Origin of the sequence: Rothia sp. HMSC066H02, from assembly GCF_001814995.1 — a bacterium.
In the GTDB taxonomy this organism is placed as follows: domain Bacteria; phylum Actinomycetota; class Actinomycetes; order Actinomycetales; family Micrococcaceae; genus Rothia; species Rothia mucilaginosa.
The window spans coordinates 17,984-36,625 of sequence record NZ_KV818672.1 but is presented as its reverse complement, the minus strand read 5'-3'; the positions used below and the strand labels follow the sequence as shown (position 1 = coordinate 36,625).

Annotated in this window: 9 protein-coding genes; 6 read left to right on the top strand and 3 right to left on the bottom strand. The window is 57.2% G+C overall.

Annotated elements, in window-relative coordinates:
- Nucleotides 1-35: 35 nt before the first annotated feature.
- From HMPREF2999_RS02240 to HMPREF2999_RS02215, 6 genes are all read left to right on the top strand, one after another.
- Nucleotides 36-1,736, top strand: a complete 1,701-nt coding sequence (locus HMPREF2999_RS02240) for an ABC transporter family substrate-binding protein (RefSeq protein WP_070675447.1) — start codon at nucleotides 36-38, stop codon at nucleotides 1,734-1,736.
- Between the two features lie 367 nt (nucleotides 1,737-2,103).
- Nucleotides 2,104-3,834, top strand: coding sequence for an ABC transporter family substrate-binding protein (locus HMPREF2999_RS02235; protein WP_070675449.1), 1,731 nt, complete (start codon nucleotides 2,104-2,106; stop codon nucleotides 3,832-3,834).
- Between the two features lie 411 nt (nucleotides 3,835-4,245).
- Complete coding sequence (locus tag HMPREF2999_RS02230; protein WP_070675452.1) at nucleotides 4,246-5,946, top strand: ABC transporter family substrate-binding protein; 1,701 nt, start codon at nucleotides 4,246-4,248, stop codon at nucleotides 5,944-5,946.
- Between the two features lie 442 nt (nucleotides 5,947-6,388).
- Nucleotides 6,389-8,098 carry an ABC transporter family substrate-binding protein gene (locus tag HMPREF2999_RS02225; protein WP_070675455.1) on the top strand — a complete coding sequence of 570 codons (1,710 nt, stop codon included), beginning with the start codon at nucleotides 6,389-6,391 and terminating at the stop codon, nucleotides 8,096-8,098.
- 331 nt (nucleotides 8,099-8,429) lie between these two features.
- On the top strand, nucleotides 8,430-10,130 hold the full coding sequence (locus HMPREF2999_RS02220) for an ABC transporter family substrate-binding protein (RefSeq protein WP_070675458.1): 1,701 nt from the start codon (nucleotides 8,430-8,432) through the stop codon (nucleotides 10,128-10,130).
- A 257-nt stretch (nucleotides 10,131-10,387) separates the two neighbouring features.
- Nucleotides 10,388-12,094 carry an ABC transporter family substrate-binding protein gene (locus HMPREF2999_RS02215; RefSeq protein ID WP_070675461.1) on the top strand — a complete coding sequence of 569 codons (1,707 nt, stop codon included), beginning with the start codon at nucleotides 10,388-10,390 and terminating at the stop codon, nucleotides 12,092-12,094.
- A gap of 141 nt (nucleotides 12,095-12,235) precedes the next feature.
- Here HMPREF2999_RS02215 and HMPREF2999_RS02210 read toward each other — a convergent pair whose 3' ends face one another.
- From HMPREF2999_RS02210 to HMPREF2999_RS02200, 3 genes are all read right to left on the bottom strand, one after another.
- On the bottom strand, nucleotides 12,236-13,261 hold the full coding sequence (locus tag HMPREF2999_RS02210) for a dihydrodipicolinate synthase (protein ID WP_070675496.1): 1,026 nt from the start codon (nucleotides 13,259-13,261) through the stop codon (nucleotides 12,236-12,238).
- A 184-nt stretch (nucleotides 13,262-13,445) separates the two neighbouring features.
- The gene (locus HMPREF2999_RS02205; RefSeq protein WP_070675464.1) at nucleotides 13,446-15,485 is read right to left on the bottom strand and encodes a glucose PTS transporter subunit IIA; all 2,040 of its coding nucleotides are present in this window, start codon (nucleotides 15,483-15,485) and stop codon (nucleotides 13,446-13,448) included.
- Between the two features lie 527 nt (nucleotides 15,486-16,012).
- The gene (locus HMPREF2999_RS02200; protein WP_070675465.1) at nucleotides 16,013-18,571 is read right to left on the bottom strand and encodes an HAD-IC family P-type ATPase; all 2,559 of its coding nucleotides are present in this window, start codon (nucleotides 18,569-18,571) and stop codon (nucleotides 16,013-16,015) included.
- Between the last annotated feature and the right edge of the window lie 71 nt (nucleotides 18,572-18,642).

Genomic DNA, 18,642 nt, shown 5'->3' with positions numbered 1-18,642 from the left:
ATTATTGAGGGTCAAACGTATAAGAGGACACTCTCATGGAGAAGAATTTCATCCTGAACCGTCGTACCGTTCTCGGTGGCGCTGCAGCACTGGGTACCGTGGGCGTACTGGCTGCGTGCGGCTCGTCCAAGGACTCCAAGGCAACCACCAAGGGTGCAACCGTGGGCACCGATGCCAAGGAGCTTTATGACCTTGGTGAGGCTGCTGTATCTGAGCTGAAGGATGGCGGCACTCTGCGCCTGGCTGTTCCGGGTATTGGTCCGGACTTCAACCTTTTCAGCGCGGACGGCAACTCCCTGTACACCCAGACCGCTATGAGCCCCGTGGCTTACGCAGGCCTGTGGCAGGGTGACCCCCTGGGTAAGCGCACTCTGGCTCCCGAGTTTGCGAAGAGCTTCGATGTCGCCGAAGAAAACGGTCTGCCCGTCGTCTCCATTGAGCTGAACCCCCAGGCTAAGTTCAACGATGGTACCCCCATCGACTACAAGGCTCTGCAGGCTACCTGGAACATCCTCAAGAGCACCGATGGTGACTACAAGGTCGGAAGCAGCGGCATCTACAGCAGCATTGCTTCCGTGGAGCGCGACGGTGATGACTTCAAGGTGAAGGTAACTTTCTCCGCACCTTACTACCCGCTGAATACCCTCTTTGCTGGCATTGTGCACCCGGCTCTGCTGGACAAGGAACTCTTCAACACTGGTTTCGTTGACAAGCCGCACCCCGAGTACTGGGTTGGCCCCTTCACCATTGCTGAAGGTGGTTGGAACTCGACCGAGAAGACCCTGACCCTGACCCGCAACGACAAGTGGTGGGGCGAGAAGCCCGTTCTGGAGCGCATTGTCTTCCGTCAGATGGATCCCGCTGCTGAGCGCGCGGCATTCAAGAACGATGAGCTTGATGCGATTGGTGCTACCACCGCTTCCGCATACAAGGAGCTCAAGGACGTTGCTAACATCGAGATCCGCCGAGGCTCTCGCCTGTTCTCCGGTGGCGTGACCATGAACCCCGCCCGCATGCAGGATGTTGCTCTGCGCCGCGCTGTGGTTACTGGTCTGAACCGTGAGGCTCTCGCCAAGGTTCGTTTCCAGGGCCTGGATTACGAAGAGAAGCTTCCCAACTCGATGATTCACATGCCCTTCAACGAGTACTACCAGGACACCTACCCGACCCCGAACAACGATGCTGCTGCTGCATCCAAGATTCTGGAAGATGCAGGCTACACCAAGAACGGTGAGTTCTACGAGAAGGACGGCAAGCAGGCTGCCTTCAAGTTCTCCATCTTCGGTGAGGATCCCACCTCCAAGGCTGTCGGTCAGACCCTGGTTCAGCAGCTGAAGTCCGTAGGTATTAATGCTGAGCTTGACTCCCGTGCTGTTAGCGAGTTCAACAAGACCATGGCCTCCAAGGACTACGACGCAACCTCCTCCGGTTTCGCTCCGAGCTCCCCGGATGCTACCGAGGCTACCGAGCAGTTCTACATGCGCCGTAAGCCTGAGGAAGCTGGTTCCGACGAGATCAATGAGATGATCGCAAAGATGAAGCTCATTGCTGACGACAAGGAACGCAACCAGGCTTGCAACGAGATCGAGAAGAAGCACCTGGCTGAGTTCGCAGTGCTGATTCCGCTCATCAACGGCCCCGAGTACAAGTTCGTGAAGAAGGGTCTGCGCAACTACGGCGTGTCCCTCTTCCAGGGCACCGGCATTCACTGGGAGAAGGTTGGTTGGGCTAAGTAAGTCCTCAACTCTTCACTTACTAGGTGAATAGCCTAGAGCTATTGAAAGTGTCCACCCGGATTATCCGGGTGGACACTTTTTGCATATCTGGAGGAAGCGCTTTGGGTGTTTTTGTGTACCGATGCGGGGGAGTGGTGGTATAGCTATCCGATAAAATCCGAAAAATTCGCGCAAAAACAGCGTATGCATAGTATGAATATTCAAAAAGCACGATAAATATTAAGAAATATTGTGAAAATGCTTGGTTTTTGTCTCGGGTAGGCGTTACAGTGGAGTTATACAAAGTTATGCAGTGTCATGCATAAATAATCATCACTTCGGAATACGGGATATACCCGCCCGCACAAGACAGAAGGAAACCACTCCCATGACCGCCAACACCGCATACACCGCGAGTAGCTACGAAGCGACCAAGAACAGCTTCAGCCGCCGCGCCCTTATTGGCGGCACCGCGGCTCTGGGAGCTGTCGGTCTGCTTAGCGCCTGCGGCAACGGCAGTGCAAGCTCCGAAAAGACCAAGGCAGCCGGCGCCGGTGCCAACATTGAAGACCTCTACAACATCAACGCTCAGGATGTGAACAGCCTGAAGAAGGGCGGCACCCTGCGCCTGCCCGCCGGATCCATCGGTCCGAACTTCAACTTCTATACCCAGAGCGGTAACACCAGCGATAACGTTAACGTTATGAGTACCATCAGCCAGGCTGGTCTGTGGAACCTTGACTTTGACGGCACCTACAAGCTGAACACCGACTTCGCTGTCTCCTTCGAGCACAGCAAGAAGGACGACAAGATTCAGGTTGCCGTCAAGCTCAACCCCAAGGCTGTCTTCAACGATGGCACCCCCATCACCTACAAGGCGCTTCAGTCCACCTGGAACATCTTCAAGAGCCTGGATAACGGCTACAACATCGTCACCAGTGGCATCTACGAATTCGTCGAATCCGTAGAAAAGGGCGAAGACGACTACAGCGCAACCGTCACCTTCTCCAAGCCCTTCTACCCGCTACAGAGCCTCTTCTCTGAGATTCTGCACCCCGCACTGGAAGACGTCGAGCTCTTCAACAACGGCTTCGTGGATGCGCCCCACCCCGAGTACTGGGCTGGCCCCTTCACCCTGGCGGATAAGGGCTGGGACTCCACCGCGAAGACCTTCAGTGTTGCACCCAACGACAAGTGGTGGGGCACCAAGCCCCTGCTGGACAAGATTGTCTTTACCCAGATGGAATCCAGCGCTGCGCGTGCCGCGTTCAAGAATGACGAAATTGACGCTATCGGTGCAAGCACCTCCTCCACCTATGCCGAGGTGAAGAATATTGCGGGTACCGAACTTCGTAAGGGCACCCGCCTCTACGCCGGCGGCCTGGATATCAATCCCCGCCGCGTCAAGGACGCTGCCCTGCGTAAGGCAATCTTCGTCGGCACCAACCGTGAAGCACTCGCAAAGATTCAGTTCCAGGGTCTGCCCTATGAGGAGACTATTCCCGGTTCGATGATTCACATGCCCTTCTCACCCTACTACCAGGATTCCTACCCGACCCCGAATAACAGTGTTTCGGAGGCGCAGAAGATTCTGGAGGCTGCCGGCTACACCAAGAACGGCGACTACTACGAGAAGGACGGTACGAAGGCTGGCTGCGCAGTGGTGGTCTTCGGTGATGACCCGACCAACAAGGGTAAGGCTCAGACCTTCACTCAGCAGATGAAGGATGTTGGTATCGAGATCCGGATCGATCAACACGCCGATAGTGAGTTCGCCACCATCCTGGGTAACTGGGACTACGATATTTCCTTCAGTGGCTACTCGGTCTCTGCTGACGCGACCGAGAGTACCAAGCAGTTCTACTACTCCGAGAACAACGAAGGTATCGGTAGCAAGGAAATCGACGCCCTCATTGATGCCATGACCCTCATTGAGGATGACAAGGAACGTAACCTTGCCTGTAACGAGATTGAGAAGAAGCACATGGCTGAGTTCGCCTTCCTGGGTACCATCACGAACGGTCCTGACTTTGTGATGGTCAAGAAGAATCTGGCTAACTACGGTCCGCACCTGTACAAGTCGATGGACTGGACCGCTGTGGGCTGGATGAACTCCTAAGGGTTCCTGCCCTATGAGCGGGTCGAATGCGTATATGCGCGCATTTGGCCCGCTTTGCTGTGCCTGCTGACCATTTCTGGAGGTGGGGGAGGGGGCACTGCGTGAAGGGTGGTGGGGTTGTGCTGACATGGATTTAGGTTCGGTGTCTTAAGGCCGGGCGTAATAATTTAGAAATATTTATCGTGTTGCGCACTTGTGGTGACGTGTGTGGTGTACACTACTAAAAATATTAAATGTGGCTTAGAACATAGCTTTAGGTCACATTATTTTACATGGCTTCACCTGCCCGCCCCATCACCGCAGATAGCAGGCGCTCCTACAGGCGGAAACCCCGCCTCCAGAGTACGCGAGCCACCCACTTTACACTGCAAACACTGCATCAGCGCAGTCCACACCCACAAGGAGCCCATCATGAGCCCCCACCCCATCCCCTCCCTCTCCGGATTCAACCCGATCATGAGCCGCCGCGTACTGTTCGGCGGCGCAACCGCCGTCGCTGCTGCCGGCGTACTGAGCGCTTGTGGCTCCTCATCCTCCAAGACCGAGCACAAGGCAAGCGAAACCCCACTCTACGAAATCAACGAGCAGGACCCCTCGAAGCTCAAGCAGGGCGGTACCCTGAACCTGAGCACCTACTCCCTGGGCCCGGACTTCAACCGCTTCTCCCAGAACGGCTCCAGCACCTCCGTCTCCGAAACTATGGGCATTATCGCCGGTGCCGGCATCTGGCGTAGCACCTACAAGGGCGAAGACGAGCTCGACCCCAACTACTGCCTCGGCTTCGAAGCTAAGGAAGTAGACGGCAAGATTACCGCCGAAGTACGTCTGAACCCCAAGGGAGTCTTCAACGATGGCACCCCCATTGATATCGACGCCCTCAAGGCAACCTGGCAGATTCAGCGTGACCCCGATGGCGAATACAAGATTGGTGCAGCGGGTATCTACGAGTTCATCGAAAGCGTCGAAGCTATCGACGGCGACCGCTACCACGCACGCGTTGTCTTCAAGACTGCACACAACCCCGTCAAGGGTCTGCTCTTCGGCGGAATCCTGCACCCGGCAATGCTCGACGTAAACCTCTTCAACGAAGGCTTCGTGGACAACCCCCACCCCGAGCTCGGTTGCGGCCCCTTCACCCTGGCACCCAACGGCTGGAACTCCTCCGAGAAGACCTTCACCGCGGTCCCCAACGACAAGTGGTGGGGTGACAAGCCCAAGCTGGACCGCATCGTCGTACGTGAAATGGCAGACCCCGCAGCTCGTGCCGCATACAAGAACGGCGAACTGGACGCGGTGGAAGCACGTACCCTCAGCGCCTACAACGAGATGAAGGACGTTGCAAACTCTGAAATCCGCCGCGGTCACCGCCTCTTCGCTGGTGGCATGAACCTGAACGCACAGCACATCACCGATACTGCTGTGCGTAAGGCAATCTTCCTGGGTATCGACCGTGGTGCTCTGGCAAAGATTCGCTTCCAGGGGCTGCCCTACGAAGAAGAAGTTCCCGGCTCGATGATGCTGATGGGTTCCTCCCAGTACTACCGTGACAACTACCCGGCACGTAACCCGGAGGAAGCACGCAAGGTCCTGGAGAAGGCAGGCTACACCAAGTCTGGCGACTTCTACGCGAAGGATGGCAAGACCATCACCCTGAAGCTGACCACCTTCGGTGATGACGCCACCACCAAGGGCCAGGCACAGACCTTCATTCAGAGCATGAAGGAAATCGGTATTAACTTCGAGCTCGATTCGCGTGCACAGTCTGAATTCTCGAAGGTTGTCGGTAACCGCGAGTACGACGTGAGCATTTCGGGCTTCGGCCTGAGCTCCGAGCCGACCAGTGCTGCCGAGTACTTCTACCACTCCAAGAACTGGAACGGCGTCGGCACCCCCGAAATTGACGCTATGGTCGACGAGATGGTCACCATCCTCGACGACGCTAAGCGCGCCGAGAAGTGCAACGAGATTGAGAAGAAGCACATGAGCGAGGTTTGCCTCTTCATTCCCTTCCTCAATGGCCCGGACTTCAAGGCATGCCGCCCGAAGCTCGCTAACTACGGTGCGTTCCTCTTTAGGAGCCCCGACTGGTCTTCGGTTGGCTGGATGGCATAAGCCGCAGTTTTAAGCTCCCCGCCCCTATACGTTTTCGCAGTGTCGTATAGGGGTGGGGAGCTTTTTCTTGTGGAGGGTTCAGCGCGCTTTAGCTGCCCCGACGCTGTGCTTGTAACTTGTAACGACTCTCAAAGAACCGGATGTGACGCGCTTGCGCGCCAATGCGACATAATATTTCATCTTTTAGTTTTCGCACGCGGCTTCCGCGTGATGATGCGGGTTTAGGCGCTGAACCCGTGATTTTTAGACGGTGTATAGTTCTTCCACGGATTGGACTGTGGTCTGCGTCGCTTCTTTTGGGGGTATACTGTGTTTCAACCACAAACAATGTGGGGGCTCTCACAAAGGTGATGGGCGGGAGCTTCGGCGCTCCCGCAAAATCGGCGCACAACACGGTGCGCTTATCAAATAGCACCTGAGCCCTCCGGCATGAGGAGAATACATGACTCATCTACGTATTAATCGCCGTACCCTGCTGACCGGCACCGTTGCCCTGGGTACCGTCGGCCTGCTCGCTGCATGCGGCGGCGGCTCTGACAAGAAGATCAGCGGTAAGGCTGCATCAAGCACCGAGGAAATCGTCAAGAACCTCGAAATCAACAAGCAGGACCGCTCCTCCCTCAAGCAGGGTGGCGAGTTCCGCGGTAGCGTCTCTGCAGTCGGCCCGAACTTCAACATTCTGACTCAGAGCGGCTACACCACCGAGAACCTCACCGCATTCGGTGGCGCCTGCAACATCCCCTCCGCTATCGGCTTCACCTCCCTGAGCCCTGCTGGCGAATACAGCCTCAACGACGACTATGTCAGCGACTACAAGGCAGAGACCGTTGGCGGCGTGCAGACCATCACCTTCAAGCTCAACTCTAAGGCTGTCTTCAATGACGGCACCCCCGTTGACATTGAGGCAATCCGCGCCGCGTGGACCGTCTATCGCAACCCCGATGACGGCTACAACGTCATCGCCGCTCCCTTCTGGCAGCAGGTAGCGTCCATCGACCCCGTGGATGGCGACAAGACCCGCGTCAAGATCGTTATGTCCAAGCCCCTGTACCCTGCCGAGACCCTCGGCCTGCTCGGTCTGCACCCCGCACTGACCGACAAGGAGCTCTTCAACAACGGCTTCGTGAACAAGCCCATGGATCAGTACTGGTCCGGCCCCTTCAAGATTGGCGAGTGGAACTCTTCGGCTAAGACCCTCACCCTCGTGCCCAACGACAAGTGGTGGGGCGAGAAGCCTCTGCTGGACCGCATTATCTGGCGTGAAATGGGCGACGAAGCAGAGCGCGCAGCGTTCAAGAATGGCGAGCTGGACAGCATTGGCTTCGCTGGCCTGGCAACCTACAATGCTGTCAAGGGTCAGCCCGGTGTCCAGATTCGCTCCGGCCAGAGCGTCGGCGTGATCAACCTGCAGTTTAACCCGACCCGCGTGACCGACACCGCCCTGCGCCGTGCAGTCTTCGCCGCGGTTGACCGCTCCCAGCTGGCTAAGGTCAAGTTTGGCCAGATCAACTGGGAAGAGCCTCTGACCGGCTCCATGATTGCTATGCCCTTCCAGAAGGGCTACCAGGACGCTATGCCCACCAACCCCGGCGCCGAGGCTGCGGCAAAGATCCTGGAAGCAGCAGGCTACTCCAAGAATGGCGACTACTACGCCAAGGACGGTAAGACTGCAGGCTTCTCCATCACCTACTTCGGTTCGGATGCAACCTCCCTGGCTCAGTTCCAGAACCTTGAGCAGCAGCTCAAAGCGGCAGGTATTAAGCTCGAGCAGGACAACCAGCCGCAGTCCCAGTTCAACTCCGTGATGGGCTCTAAGCAGTACGACTGCGCCTTCTCCGGTTGGGGTATTGGTGCTGACCCCGCAGATAGCGTTCAGTACTTCTATACCAGCGAAATCAACGAGGGTGTGGGCGATCCTGAACTGGATAAGTTCATCGCGTCCATTTACGAGAAGGAATCCCACGAGGAGCAGCTGAAGATGGCTGCTGAGGCTGAGAAGCAGCACATGGAGAAGGTTGCTATTTACTTCCCCTACGCTAACGGCCCCAGCTACGCAGCTGTGAAGGAGAAGCTGGCTAACTACGGTCCTTCCCTCTTCGCAACCAGCTACACCGACCCCAAGCGCTGGGTCAATGTGGGTTGGCAGAACTAAAGCCACAGGTTAATTTTCTGGATTCCTATTCGGTAGTTTCTGAATTTTTGGAGGCGCCGGTATAAGGCTCCGGAGGGTAAAGTCCCGCGGTATTCCGCCTCAGAGGCGGGGTGCTGCGGGACTTTTCTGCGTTTTTGATGGGTGGTTTTGTGGTGGGGTGGTTTCGGGAATTGACTGAAATATTTTCCCTGGAATGGTGAACTGGGTCATATTGCATGGGAAATGTGTGTATACTATTGCCAATGCAAAATGTGCGTGCTGTCACAAAGGTGTGCGGGTTGTGTTCCCCCGCGTACAGCAAAGCAGCATCCCACCTAACTGAGGAAAACTAATGACCACTTTCACCCTCAACCGTCGTACCCTGCTCACCGGCACCGTTGCCCTGGGTACCGTCGGCCTGCTCGCAGCCTGCGGCGGCAACTCCTCCAAGAACGAAACCAGCGCTCTCTCCGCCGGCGACGACCTGTCCAAGGCAGTCTCATACAACGAGAAGGACCGCTCCGCCCTCAAGGACGGCGGCGAACTGCGCCTGAGCGCTGACGGCATTGGCCCCAACTTCAACATCCTCAACACCAACGGCTACACCGCCGGTAACCTGAACATTCAGGCGGCAATCAACTCCGCCTTCACCGGCGGCTTCTACGCTGACTTCCGCGGCGAGTCGCACATGAACGAGGACTACGTCACCGAGTACAAGGCGCAGACCGTTGACGGCGTGCAGACCGTGACCTTCAAGATCAACCCCAAGGCAGCCTTCAATGACGGTACCCCCATCGACGTGAACGCCGTCAAGAGCTACCAGACCATCTACACCGCCGCGGCATCCGGTTCGGATTACCAGATCACCCCCTCGCCCATCTGGGAGCAGGTCGCAAGCGTCGAGGCAGTGGACGGCGATACCCGCCACGTGAAGGTCACCATGTCCAAGCCCTGGTACCCCATCGAAGGCAGCTTCACCTCGTTCCTGCACCCGGCATTCGCCGACCCCAAATTCTTCAACGACGGTCTGAACGACAAGCCCCTCGACCAGTACTGGGCAGGCCCCTTCAAGGTCGGCGAGTGGAACTCCTCCTCCAAGGTGCTCACCGTCGTCCGCAACGACAAGTGGTGGGGCCAGAAGCCCGCTCTTGAGCGCATCACCTGGCGTGAAATGAGCTCCCAGGCAGAGCAGGCAGCTTACAAGAACGGCGAAATCGACTACGTGGACGCCAGTACCCTCAGCTCCTACAACGAGCTCTCCGGCGTGGCAAACACCGACATTCGCAAGGGTAGCGCTCTCAGCGTGGGTAACTACGAAATCAACCCCGAAAAGGTGCCCCTGCCCGTCCGCCGCGCATTCGTTGCAGCCCTCAACCGTGAGCAGCTGCAGAAGCTGCGCTACGAGAAGCTCGGCTGGAAGGAAACCCTGCCCGGCTCCATGTGCATGCTACCCATGCAGGAAGGCTACCAGGATAACTACCCGACCAAGCTCGGCAAGGACGTCGCCACCAAGATCCTGGAGGACGCAGGCTACACCAAGAACGGCGACTACTACGCTAAGGACGGCGCTAAGGTCTCCTACCCGGTCATCACCTTCGGTAGCGACCCGGTCGTCAGCTCCACCGCGCAGTTCCTTGTCCAGCAGATGAAGGAAATCGGCGTTGAACTGACCATCGAGAACCACGGTGCCTCTGAAATGTCGAGCATCATCTCCTCGAAGAACTTCGCGATTAAGACCGGTGGCTACGGCATCACTACCTCCCCGGTGGATGCAGCGAACTACTTCTACATCTCCGAGACCAACAACGGTCACGGTAAGGATCTGGACTCGCTGGCAGCAACCATGATGTCCACCGAGGACCCGAAGGAACAGCTCAAGATCATGAACGAGCTGGAGAAGCGCCACCTGGAAGAGGTTGCCATCTACGTGCCCACCCACAACGGCCCGAACTTCAAGGCGTGCCGTAAGGGTCTGGCGAACTACGGCCCCATGCTCTTCGGTCTGCCCTACTACAACCCGAACGTATGGATCAACGTCGGTTGGGAGAAGTAAAAATCTAAGCGTTGAGCACCGCTCACACACTCCATAAGGGGTAAAAGCGCTGAAGCGGCGTGTTACAAAAGGATTAAAACCTTCTGTAGCACGCCGCTTTCCCGTTCCTAAGAGAGTCACACGGATATACTTAAAACAAATGTGGGCATTCTGCCCGCAACCCCGGCAGAGACTGTCCTCCCGCCGGGTTGGAGTGTTAGTTGCGCACCGTTCGCACGCCGCCTCCACAACACTGCGAATACTCTAGGAGAAATTCCATGAAGAGCATGTCTGTCTCTCGCCGTACCCTCCTGACCGGCACCGTTGCCCTCGGCACCGTTGGTCTACTGGCTGCCTGCGGCAGCTCATCGAAGGAAAAGGTTGGCGGTAGCGCCGCTAACAACGCTGAAGATATTCTGAAGAACCTTCAGGTCAACAAGCAGGACCGTTCCTCCCTCAAGCAGGGCGGCACCCTGACCCTCGCGGCTACCGCCCTGGGCCCGAACTTCAACCTGCAGACCCAGAGCGGCTACACCTCCAGCAACCTGGACGCACTGGCACCCTGCAACATTCCCGCCGTGATGGGCTTCTACACCATGAGCCCCGACGGTGAAGGCACCCTCAACCCCGAGTTCTGCACCGAGCACAAGACCGAGACCGTCGATGGCGTGCAGACCGCGACCTTCAAGATCAACCCCAAGGCTGCCTTCAACGACGGCACCCCCATGGACGTGAACGCTGTTCGCGCCGTGTGGAAGGTCTACCGCGCAACCACCGACAACCCCTACCACATCACCGACAACACCATGTGGCAGCAGGTTGAGAGCATCGAGGCTGTGGACGGCGACAACTTCCACGTCAAGGTCACCATGAAGGCTCCGTACTACCCCTCCGAGGGTCTGTGCGCCTTCGCAATCCACCCCGCCCTGGAAGACGTCAACCTCTTCAACGAAGGCTTCGTTGACAAGCCCCTCGACCAGTACTGGGCTGGCCCCTTCAAGGTTGGCGAGTGGAACTCCTCCCAGAAGGTGCTCACCCTGGTCAAGAACGACAAGTGGTGGGGCGAGAAGCCGGTGCTGGACCGCATCATCTGGCGTCAGATGGACTCCGAAGCAATCCGTGCAAGCTTCAAGAACGGCGAACTGGACGCCTTCACCTTCGTTGGCGCAACCAGCTACAACGCTGTGAAGGGCCAGGCAGGCACCGAGATTCGCCAGAGCCAGAACACCAACGTCAACATCATTCAGCTGAACCCCAAGCGCATCGAGGACCTGGCACTGCGCCGCGCAATCCTCGCTTCTGTGGACCGCGAGCAGATCGCTAAGGCATACTTCTCGCAGCTCGGCTGGACCGAGCCGCTGCCCGGCTCCATCATCGCAATGCCGTTCCAGAAGGGTTACCAGAACAACTACGCTGGTGACACCGGTGCACAGGCAGCTGGCAAGATTCTGGAGGCCGCAGGCTACTCCAAGTCCGGCGACTACTACGCTAAGAACGGCAAGGTTGCTGGCTTCGCCCTGACCTCCTTCGGTTCCGAGGCTGTCTACCAGGCGGTCTACCAGATTCTGGAGCAGCAGCTGAAGTCCGCAGGTATCCGCCTGAGCGCTGACAACCAGCCGCAGTCGAACTCCAACTCCGTGCTCGGCCAGAAGAGCTACGAAGCAATCTTCACCGGTTGGGGCGTTCTGCCCGACCTGGCTTCCTCGGCACCCTACTTCTTCACCACCGAGGTGTTCGGAGTCGGTGACCCCGAGGTTGATAAGCTCATCGAGAAGCTGCAGAACACCGAGAACGCAGACGAGCGCATCAAGATCGCTAACGAGGCGGAGAAGCTCTACTACGAGAAGGTCGCAGTGTACCTGCCCTACGCAAACGGCCCGATGTACGCCGCTGTCAAGGCTAAGGTCGCGAACTACGGTCCGTCCCTGTTCAAGCAGAGCTACACCAGCGCTGACTACTGGGTCAACGTTGGCTGGCAGGAGTAGTACCGCTTACGGTAACGCTCTAGCCGTCCTGTAGGACAACAGAATCCCGGGTACTCTCAAACGAGAGTGCCCGGGATTTTTTGTGCCCTTTAGCCGGATATGTAATTACAAAAACGAGAGGAGTGCCGCCCTAACCGGTTGCTACCACTCGCCCAGGTACAGGGCGCGCTCCTGCAGGTACCTCAACATCTTCGGGTTCTGCCGCAGATAGAAGATGCGGTAAATGCCGCCTCCAGCAACGATGAAAGCCAGCGGGAAACCCAAAATCACGAGCACACGGCTCATATTGGCGGACAGGTCAAAAGGATCACCGCTGGTTGCCACCAGCACGATCCAGAGAGAATAGCCCACGCAGGCGAGCAGAGTGCCCCACATGCCGCGCACGAGCCAACTCACCAGCGTCACCGCAATGACCCACGCCAGCGCCAACGTGAACTGGTGCCGCTCCGCCTGAGCCCAAGGAAGCGCCCCCACGTAAATAATTGCGGGGATACCCAGGTACCCGGGGATATTCAGCGAGGCAAGAATGTTCACACAAAAATAGCCCAAGAAAATAGCGCTCAACGATGAGGACAGGAACAGGTGCAGGGGAATCATGCCGTCGCTGCTATAGACGGCGGTCGGGCCCGCGTACACGGTTTCAAACATGAGGGTCAGTGGAGTCATCATGTACTCAATCCAGACGACCAGCGCAAAAGCACCGAAAATGCCCAGAGCCTGCATCAGCGCAATCAACCGTGAACGCGCATCGTGAGGAATGGTGAAGCTCTGACCTTTCGCCTTGACGCCGCAGACATGAACGACAGCCACCATCGCCGCGATGCACAGCACCCAGCGCACGAGGACCCCCGGCAACTCAGGAAGACCTCCATAAGCCCCCGTAGCGGGGTCACCCCAGGCTCCGGGGAGCAGCGTAATAGCGTGAGTACCCTCGGGGAGACTGGTGGAGGAAGCAAGCCGGTGCGGCTCGTAGATAACCCACCACAGAAGGCACGCTGGAATCAGCGCGGAGAGCTTACGCAACAGAACCGGAAACGGCGCGGACTCGTAGACGAGCGCCTCAAGATTGAGCCGGCGCATCAGCCGCCGAACAGGAGAAAGAGCGCGTAGCTCTTTTTGCTGCTCTTCCCACACTCCGGTATCCCATGTCCTAGTATCAGAAGACATCATCGTACTCCCTATCACGTGAGAACTTCCTTGTTGAGCTTATTCTTACATTAGCAGAAATACCCCCCCCGGCTAGTGCATACGCCCAAGCAAAACCTGCCTAAAGAATCAGTACATAAGAGAACAGGCATAAGGAAAGGGGCCCCACCGTAACGGTGGGGCCCCTTAGAGCCTAGAAAGCAAACTACTTGGTGGTCACCTTCAGGACAGTGCTCAGGTTCTGGTGAGCAACGCCCGGCAGACCCTTTACCTCAGCAAACTTGCGGGTGTTGGTTACGATAACCGGGGTAATCAGCGGGTAACCCGCCTCCTTGATAACCTCAGGATCGAACTCAATCAGAGCGTCGCCAGCAGCAACAACATCGCCCTTAGCAACCTTCACGCTGAAGCCCTTACCGTCCAGGTTCACAGTATCCAGACCAACGTGAATCAGCAGCTCAATGCCGTTCTCCAGCTTCAGACCCACAGCGTGGCCCGAGGGGTAGGTTGCAGCAACCTTACCGGCAGCGGGAGCAACAACAGTGGTACCGGTCGGCTCAATAGCCACACCCTCGCCCAGCTTGCCTGCAGCGAAAATCGGGTCCGGAACATCAGACAGAGCAACAGCAGTACCCTCAATGGGAGCGTGCAGCTCGATGACCTCACCAGCGGAAGCAGCGGGTGCAGCAGCAACAGCAGCGGCAGCAGCCGGAGCAGCCTTAGCGGCAACAGCCTCAGCCTTACGCTCCGCAGCGTGCCTTACAGCGTCAGCCTTCGACTCGTAACCGAACAGCAGAACACCGGTCATAGCGCCGAAGAACGCAATAGCCAGACCAATCACGTACAGGTAGGAAGGCTGCATAGCCGGAATCGACAGCAGCGAAGTGAACGCGAACGCGTAGGACTTAACGCCCAGGAAGGAAATGGTAGCGCCACCAATAACAGCGGGAACCAGAATAATCGGAATCACGCGCTTGTAACGGAGCACAACACCGTACAGGGACGGCTCAGAAATACCACCGAGCAGACCGGACATCGACGCACCAACAGCGGTCTGGCGCAGCTCGCGGTCGTGCTTAGCCTTAATAGCCACACCTGTCACAACACCGAACACAGCGAAGTTGTATGCACCCATCGGGGACTGAATGAAGTCAGTACCCATGGTCTGCAGGTTGTTAATCATGACAGCGTTCAGCGGCCAGTGCAGACCCAGCGGAACCATGAACAGGTACAGGCCAGCAATCAGAGCACCAACCAGAGCCGGAGCCTGGTCGTTAACCATCTTCAGGAAGTCAGAGATACCCATAGCAACACCGATACCGATGGGGCCAACCAGGAACGCGGTCACCGGAACCAGAACGATGACCGAAATCATCGGTACAAACACCATCTGCAGCATCGAAGGAATAACCTTCTTCAGGAAGCGCTCAAACGGAGCCAGCAGAGCAACAGCCAGCAGCGGGGGGAAGACCTGACCGGTGTAGCTGAATGCGTACAGCGGCAGATCCAGACCAAAGAACGGAACGTTCAGAATCTTAGTGGTCTTGTCAGCCAGAGCAGTCAGATCGGTGAAGGTACCGGTCATCAGTGCAGCGGGGATAGCCGCACCAACCCACATGTTCGCGCCCAGACGCTTAGCAGCGGTAGCACCCAGCATGATGGGCATGAAGTTCAGAACCGACAGCGAAGCAGCCTTCAGGATGTACCAGAAAGCGAACTGCTGCATCCACTGGGTGTTCAGAGCCTTAGCAGCCTCCGGGTCAGCCACACGAGCACCGTTAATGATGTCGATGTTCACGCTTTGACCGGTCAAGTCAGTGTACTGGCCGAAGAAGCCCAGCTGCTGCAGGAACACAATCAGGGTCAGAATCATCGAGGTACCCAGAAGTGCCCACAGCAGAGGACGGAAGGAGTCAGACAGAACGTCGAAGACGTTGGTAAGCCAGCCGGACTTCTTGCCCTCAGCCTCAACCTTGGTGTCACCCTCAGCGTGGCCGGACATAGAAGGCAGAGCGTTGATTTCGTTGTACACAGCCTCAACGCGCTCGCCCAGAACAACCTGAGTCTGGCCGGACTGCTCAATCACAGAGAGAACGCCGGGCAGGCTCTCAATCTTCTTGTTCTGCACTGCATCGTTAGACACAGGAGTGACACGAAGGCGGGTTGCACAGTGAGTAATGTGCGCGATGTTCTCGGGGCCACCCAGGCCGTCAAGAATCTTCTCGCCAAGTTCGCGGTTATTCACGATACTTCCTTAGATATGCGGTCAATGTCTATGCGGTTGTTGCCGGAGGCTGTGCCTATCTGACGTTGCGGTGGCCGAAAAAGCCCCGGAAAACACGTCCAGAAAACACAAAAGACCCGAGTCTCTCGACCACCGGAAGCACTACACTCGTGCCCACTATGGAGCTTCGGTACAGCAAATAGAGGGGATTCTCGGCAGATATATGCTGCCGTCCCATACGGTGTTGAGTAACTCAGGTCTTGCCTGCCAAACCAGTAACAACCCTGAAGAAGGTTTCCCTTCTCAAATAGTTCCCTGTAACTCTAAGGGTTTTCCCAGGTTAAGAGCAAGGTGAGAGGCAAAAGCTATCAGAAGCTGTTAAATGTTTCACCCAAGTGATAGCTGAGACACACCCTCGGTGCTGCTAGTAGGAGTACTCCGGCTGATTCCGGAACACTACGGAGGGGATGCTTGCGAAGACACGAAAGGGCCCCGCATCCACAGGATACGGGGCCCACACGCTACCGAAGCAGCTACCTTCCGACTAACTACTTAGCCGGGAAGAAATTCAGCGGAGCAACCTCCAGCTCAGGGTAATTACGCTTCTGCCAACGGCGATTACGATGCGCATTCACCTCAATCAGCGCGGCACCCAGAGCACCGGCACCCAGAGCCGTCCACAGCAGATGCGGAAGCACAGTAACGAACTGGTGGTACTCCACCAGAATCGGCACGAACAACGCCGCGAAGAACACCGCCAGCAACGCACCAAACAGCAGAACACGAGCACGGTTGAACGGACGAGCCACCGCAGCCAAGTTCCACAGACCCATCATCACCAGGGTGATGAACGAAGCCGTCTGAACCTGACGGATATCCTCAACACCCATGCCGCGAGCCGTGAACGTCACCGCCAACAGCATCGCAACCACAATAATCGAGTTCGGAACCGTGTAATTCAGCACGCGACGCAAGAAGCCCGGCACATAACGGCGCGAATTCGGCAACAGAGTCAACGCGAAGGACGACGCACCCACAATCAAGAAGTCCGCAGTCGAGTACTGACGCGGCAAGAACGGGAAAGTCAAACCGAAAATACTGAACAGAACACCCAGAAGAATCGCGAAACCAGTCTTCGTCAAGAACAGGTTCGCCACCATCTCAATGTTCGTAATGACCTGACGGCCCTGCTCCAGCGCAGCCGGCAGAGACGAGAACTTACCGTCCAGAAGAACCAGACGAGAAACAGCCTTCGTCGCAGGAGCCGCGTTACCCATCGCAATACCCAAGCTTGCATGCTTAAGTGCCAGAGCGTCGTTAATGCCGTCACCGGTCATCGCCACCACATGGCCGCGCTCCTTCAGAGCAATCACCATGTTCTTCTTCTGCTCGGGCGACACACGACCGAAAATATTGTGAGTAGCCGCAGCCTCAGCAAGCTCCGGACCGTCCTCAGGCAGAGTCGACGCATCAACCGCGCCCGCAGAAGTATCCATGCCCGCAGTCTTCGCAGCTGCAGCCACAGTGAACGGGTTATCACCCGAGAAGACCTTCAGAGTCACACCCTGACGGTGGAAATACTCCACAATCTCAGGCGCATCCGCACGCACATTCTCACGGAAAATTACGAATAGAACCGGGGCAGCATCCGACGGGATCTTCTGGATCGGCTCATCCTTCTCATTGCGAACCACCGCAGAAGCATGCGCCAAAACCATCGTGCGCAGACCCAGCGCCGCCAGCTCAGCGGCACGCTCACGCTCAGCGCTACCCTTGGCGAGAAGCGCCTCCGGAGCACCCAGAAGCCACGCACCCGAATCCTTAAACTCAATCGCGCTAAAACGCAGAGCCGAGGAGAACGGCACAATACCGCTCACCGACGCCGAGGAACCATCCGGGAAGCCACCGGTCAGAGCCGCAGCGGTCGGGTTCGCGTTCTCATCGTGACCAAACCACGCCAGCGCCTCATTCCAGCCGGCAGGCAGAGAAGCACGCCAAGAAGTGTGCTCGGCAGAGTCAGCATCCGGGCCCTCAGCCTCAGCAACGGTGTCCAGCGGGCGCACCGAATCAAAAATCACACCACCCTCAGTCAGGGTGCCGGTCTTATCGAAGCAGACCACATCCACACGAGCCAGAACCTCAACCGCAGGCTGCTCCTGCACCAGGATGTTGTGCTTACGACCCAGCGCCACAGCCGCCGCCGCAAACGCCAGAGTAGTCATCAGCGCCAGACCCTGCGGAATCATCGAAGCAACCGAGGACACCACAGCAATAGAAACCTGCTCCCACAGGTGGTTCTGCTGCACGGTCTCCAGGCCACCAGCCGCCTGAATCTGACCCCACGACACCACAGGAATAATGACCGCAAGACCCACCGTAATCCAGCGGACCACACGGTTCAGCGCATCACGCAGCTCGGACTGAATACGCGAGAACTGGCGCGCCTCATCAGAAATCTTGCTTGCACGAGAATTCGCACCCACGTGAGAGAGCAGGACGCGGCCGGTACCACCCAGCACACTTGACGCCGACAGCACCATATCGCCGGGGCGCTTAGCAATCGGGTCGTTCTCACCGGTCAGCAGGGACTCGTCCAGCTCCAAAGAATCGGAGGTGAGCACAACAGCATCCGCCGGAACCTGATCGCCGCGCTTGAGGATGACAACGTCACCCTCAACCAGCTGCTCCATCGGAACCTCAACGCTCTTACCGTCACGCACGGCAGTAGCGGGGGAGCGGTCCAGCAGGGAGATGCGGTCCAGCTCAAGCTTCGCCTTGTACTCCTGCACAAAACCAATCACCACGTTAGCAATCACGGCTCCCAGGAATAGCAGATCAGCCCAACGCTGGTACATGATCACCACGGCACCACAGGCACCCAACACAAAGTTGAAGACCGTGAACAGGTGCGCACGCATAATGCTCCACAGCGTGCGAGAAGACTTATTGTTCTGGGTATTGACCCTACCTTCAGCAGTCAGGCGGGCAACATCATCGCTGCTCAAACCGTGCTGGGCAATATCGAAAGATCCGCTATGCGGTGTTTCAGAATATTCGGGAATGTAGCCGGCAACGGCAGGCGTTGCCGTTTTCTGCTGAGGATCCATGCGGGGGTCTCTTTCTCGAATGGATGGAATGCTGAACTGAATAGAGTTCAGTATTGCGGACATTACCTTTC

Bases quoted from the DNA above. Each gene is read 5' to 3' on its own strand.
- HMPREF2999_RS02240 (WP_070675447.1), top strand. From the start codon at position 36: ATGGAGAAGAATTTCATCCTGAACCGTCGTACCGTTCTCGGTGGCGCT.
- HMPREF2999_RS02235 (WP_070675449.1), top strand. From the start codon at position 2,104: ATGACCGCCAACACCGCATACACCGCGAGTAGCTACGAAGCGACCAAG.
- HMPREF2999_RS02230 (WP_070675452.1), top strand. From the start codon at position 4,246: ATGAGCCCCCACCCCATCCCCTCCCTCTCCGGATTCAACCCGATCATG.
- HMPREF2999_RS02225 (WP_070675455.1), top strand. From the start codon at position 6,389: ATGACTCATCTACGTATTAATCGCCGTACCCTGCTGACCGGCACCGTT.
- HMPREF2999_RS02220 (WP_070675458.1), top strand. From the start codon at position 8,430: ATGACCACTTTCACCCTCAACCGTCGTACCCTGCTCACCGGCACCGTT.
- HMPREF2999_RS02215 (WP_070675461.1), top strand. From the start codon at position 10,388: ATGAAGAGCATGTCTGTCTCTCGCCGTACCCTCCTGACCGGCACCGTT.
- HMPREF2999_RS02210 (WP_070675496.1), bottom strand. From the start codon at position 13,261: ATGTCTTCTGATACTAGGACATGGGATACCGGAGTGTGGGAAGAGCAG.
- HMPREF2999_RS02200 (WP_070675465.1), bottom strand. From the start codon at position 18,571: ATGGATCCTCAGCAGAAAACGGCAACGCCTGCCGTTGCCGGCTACATT.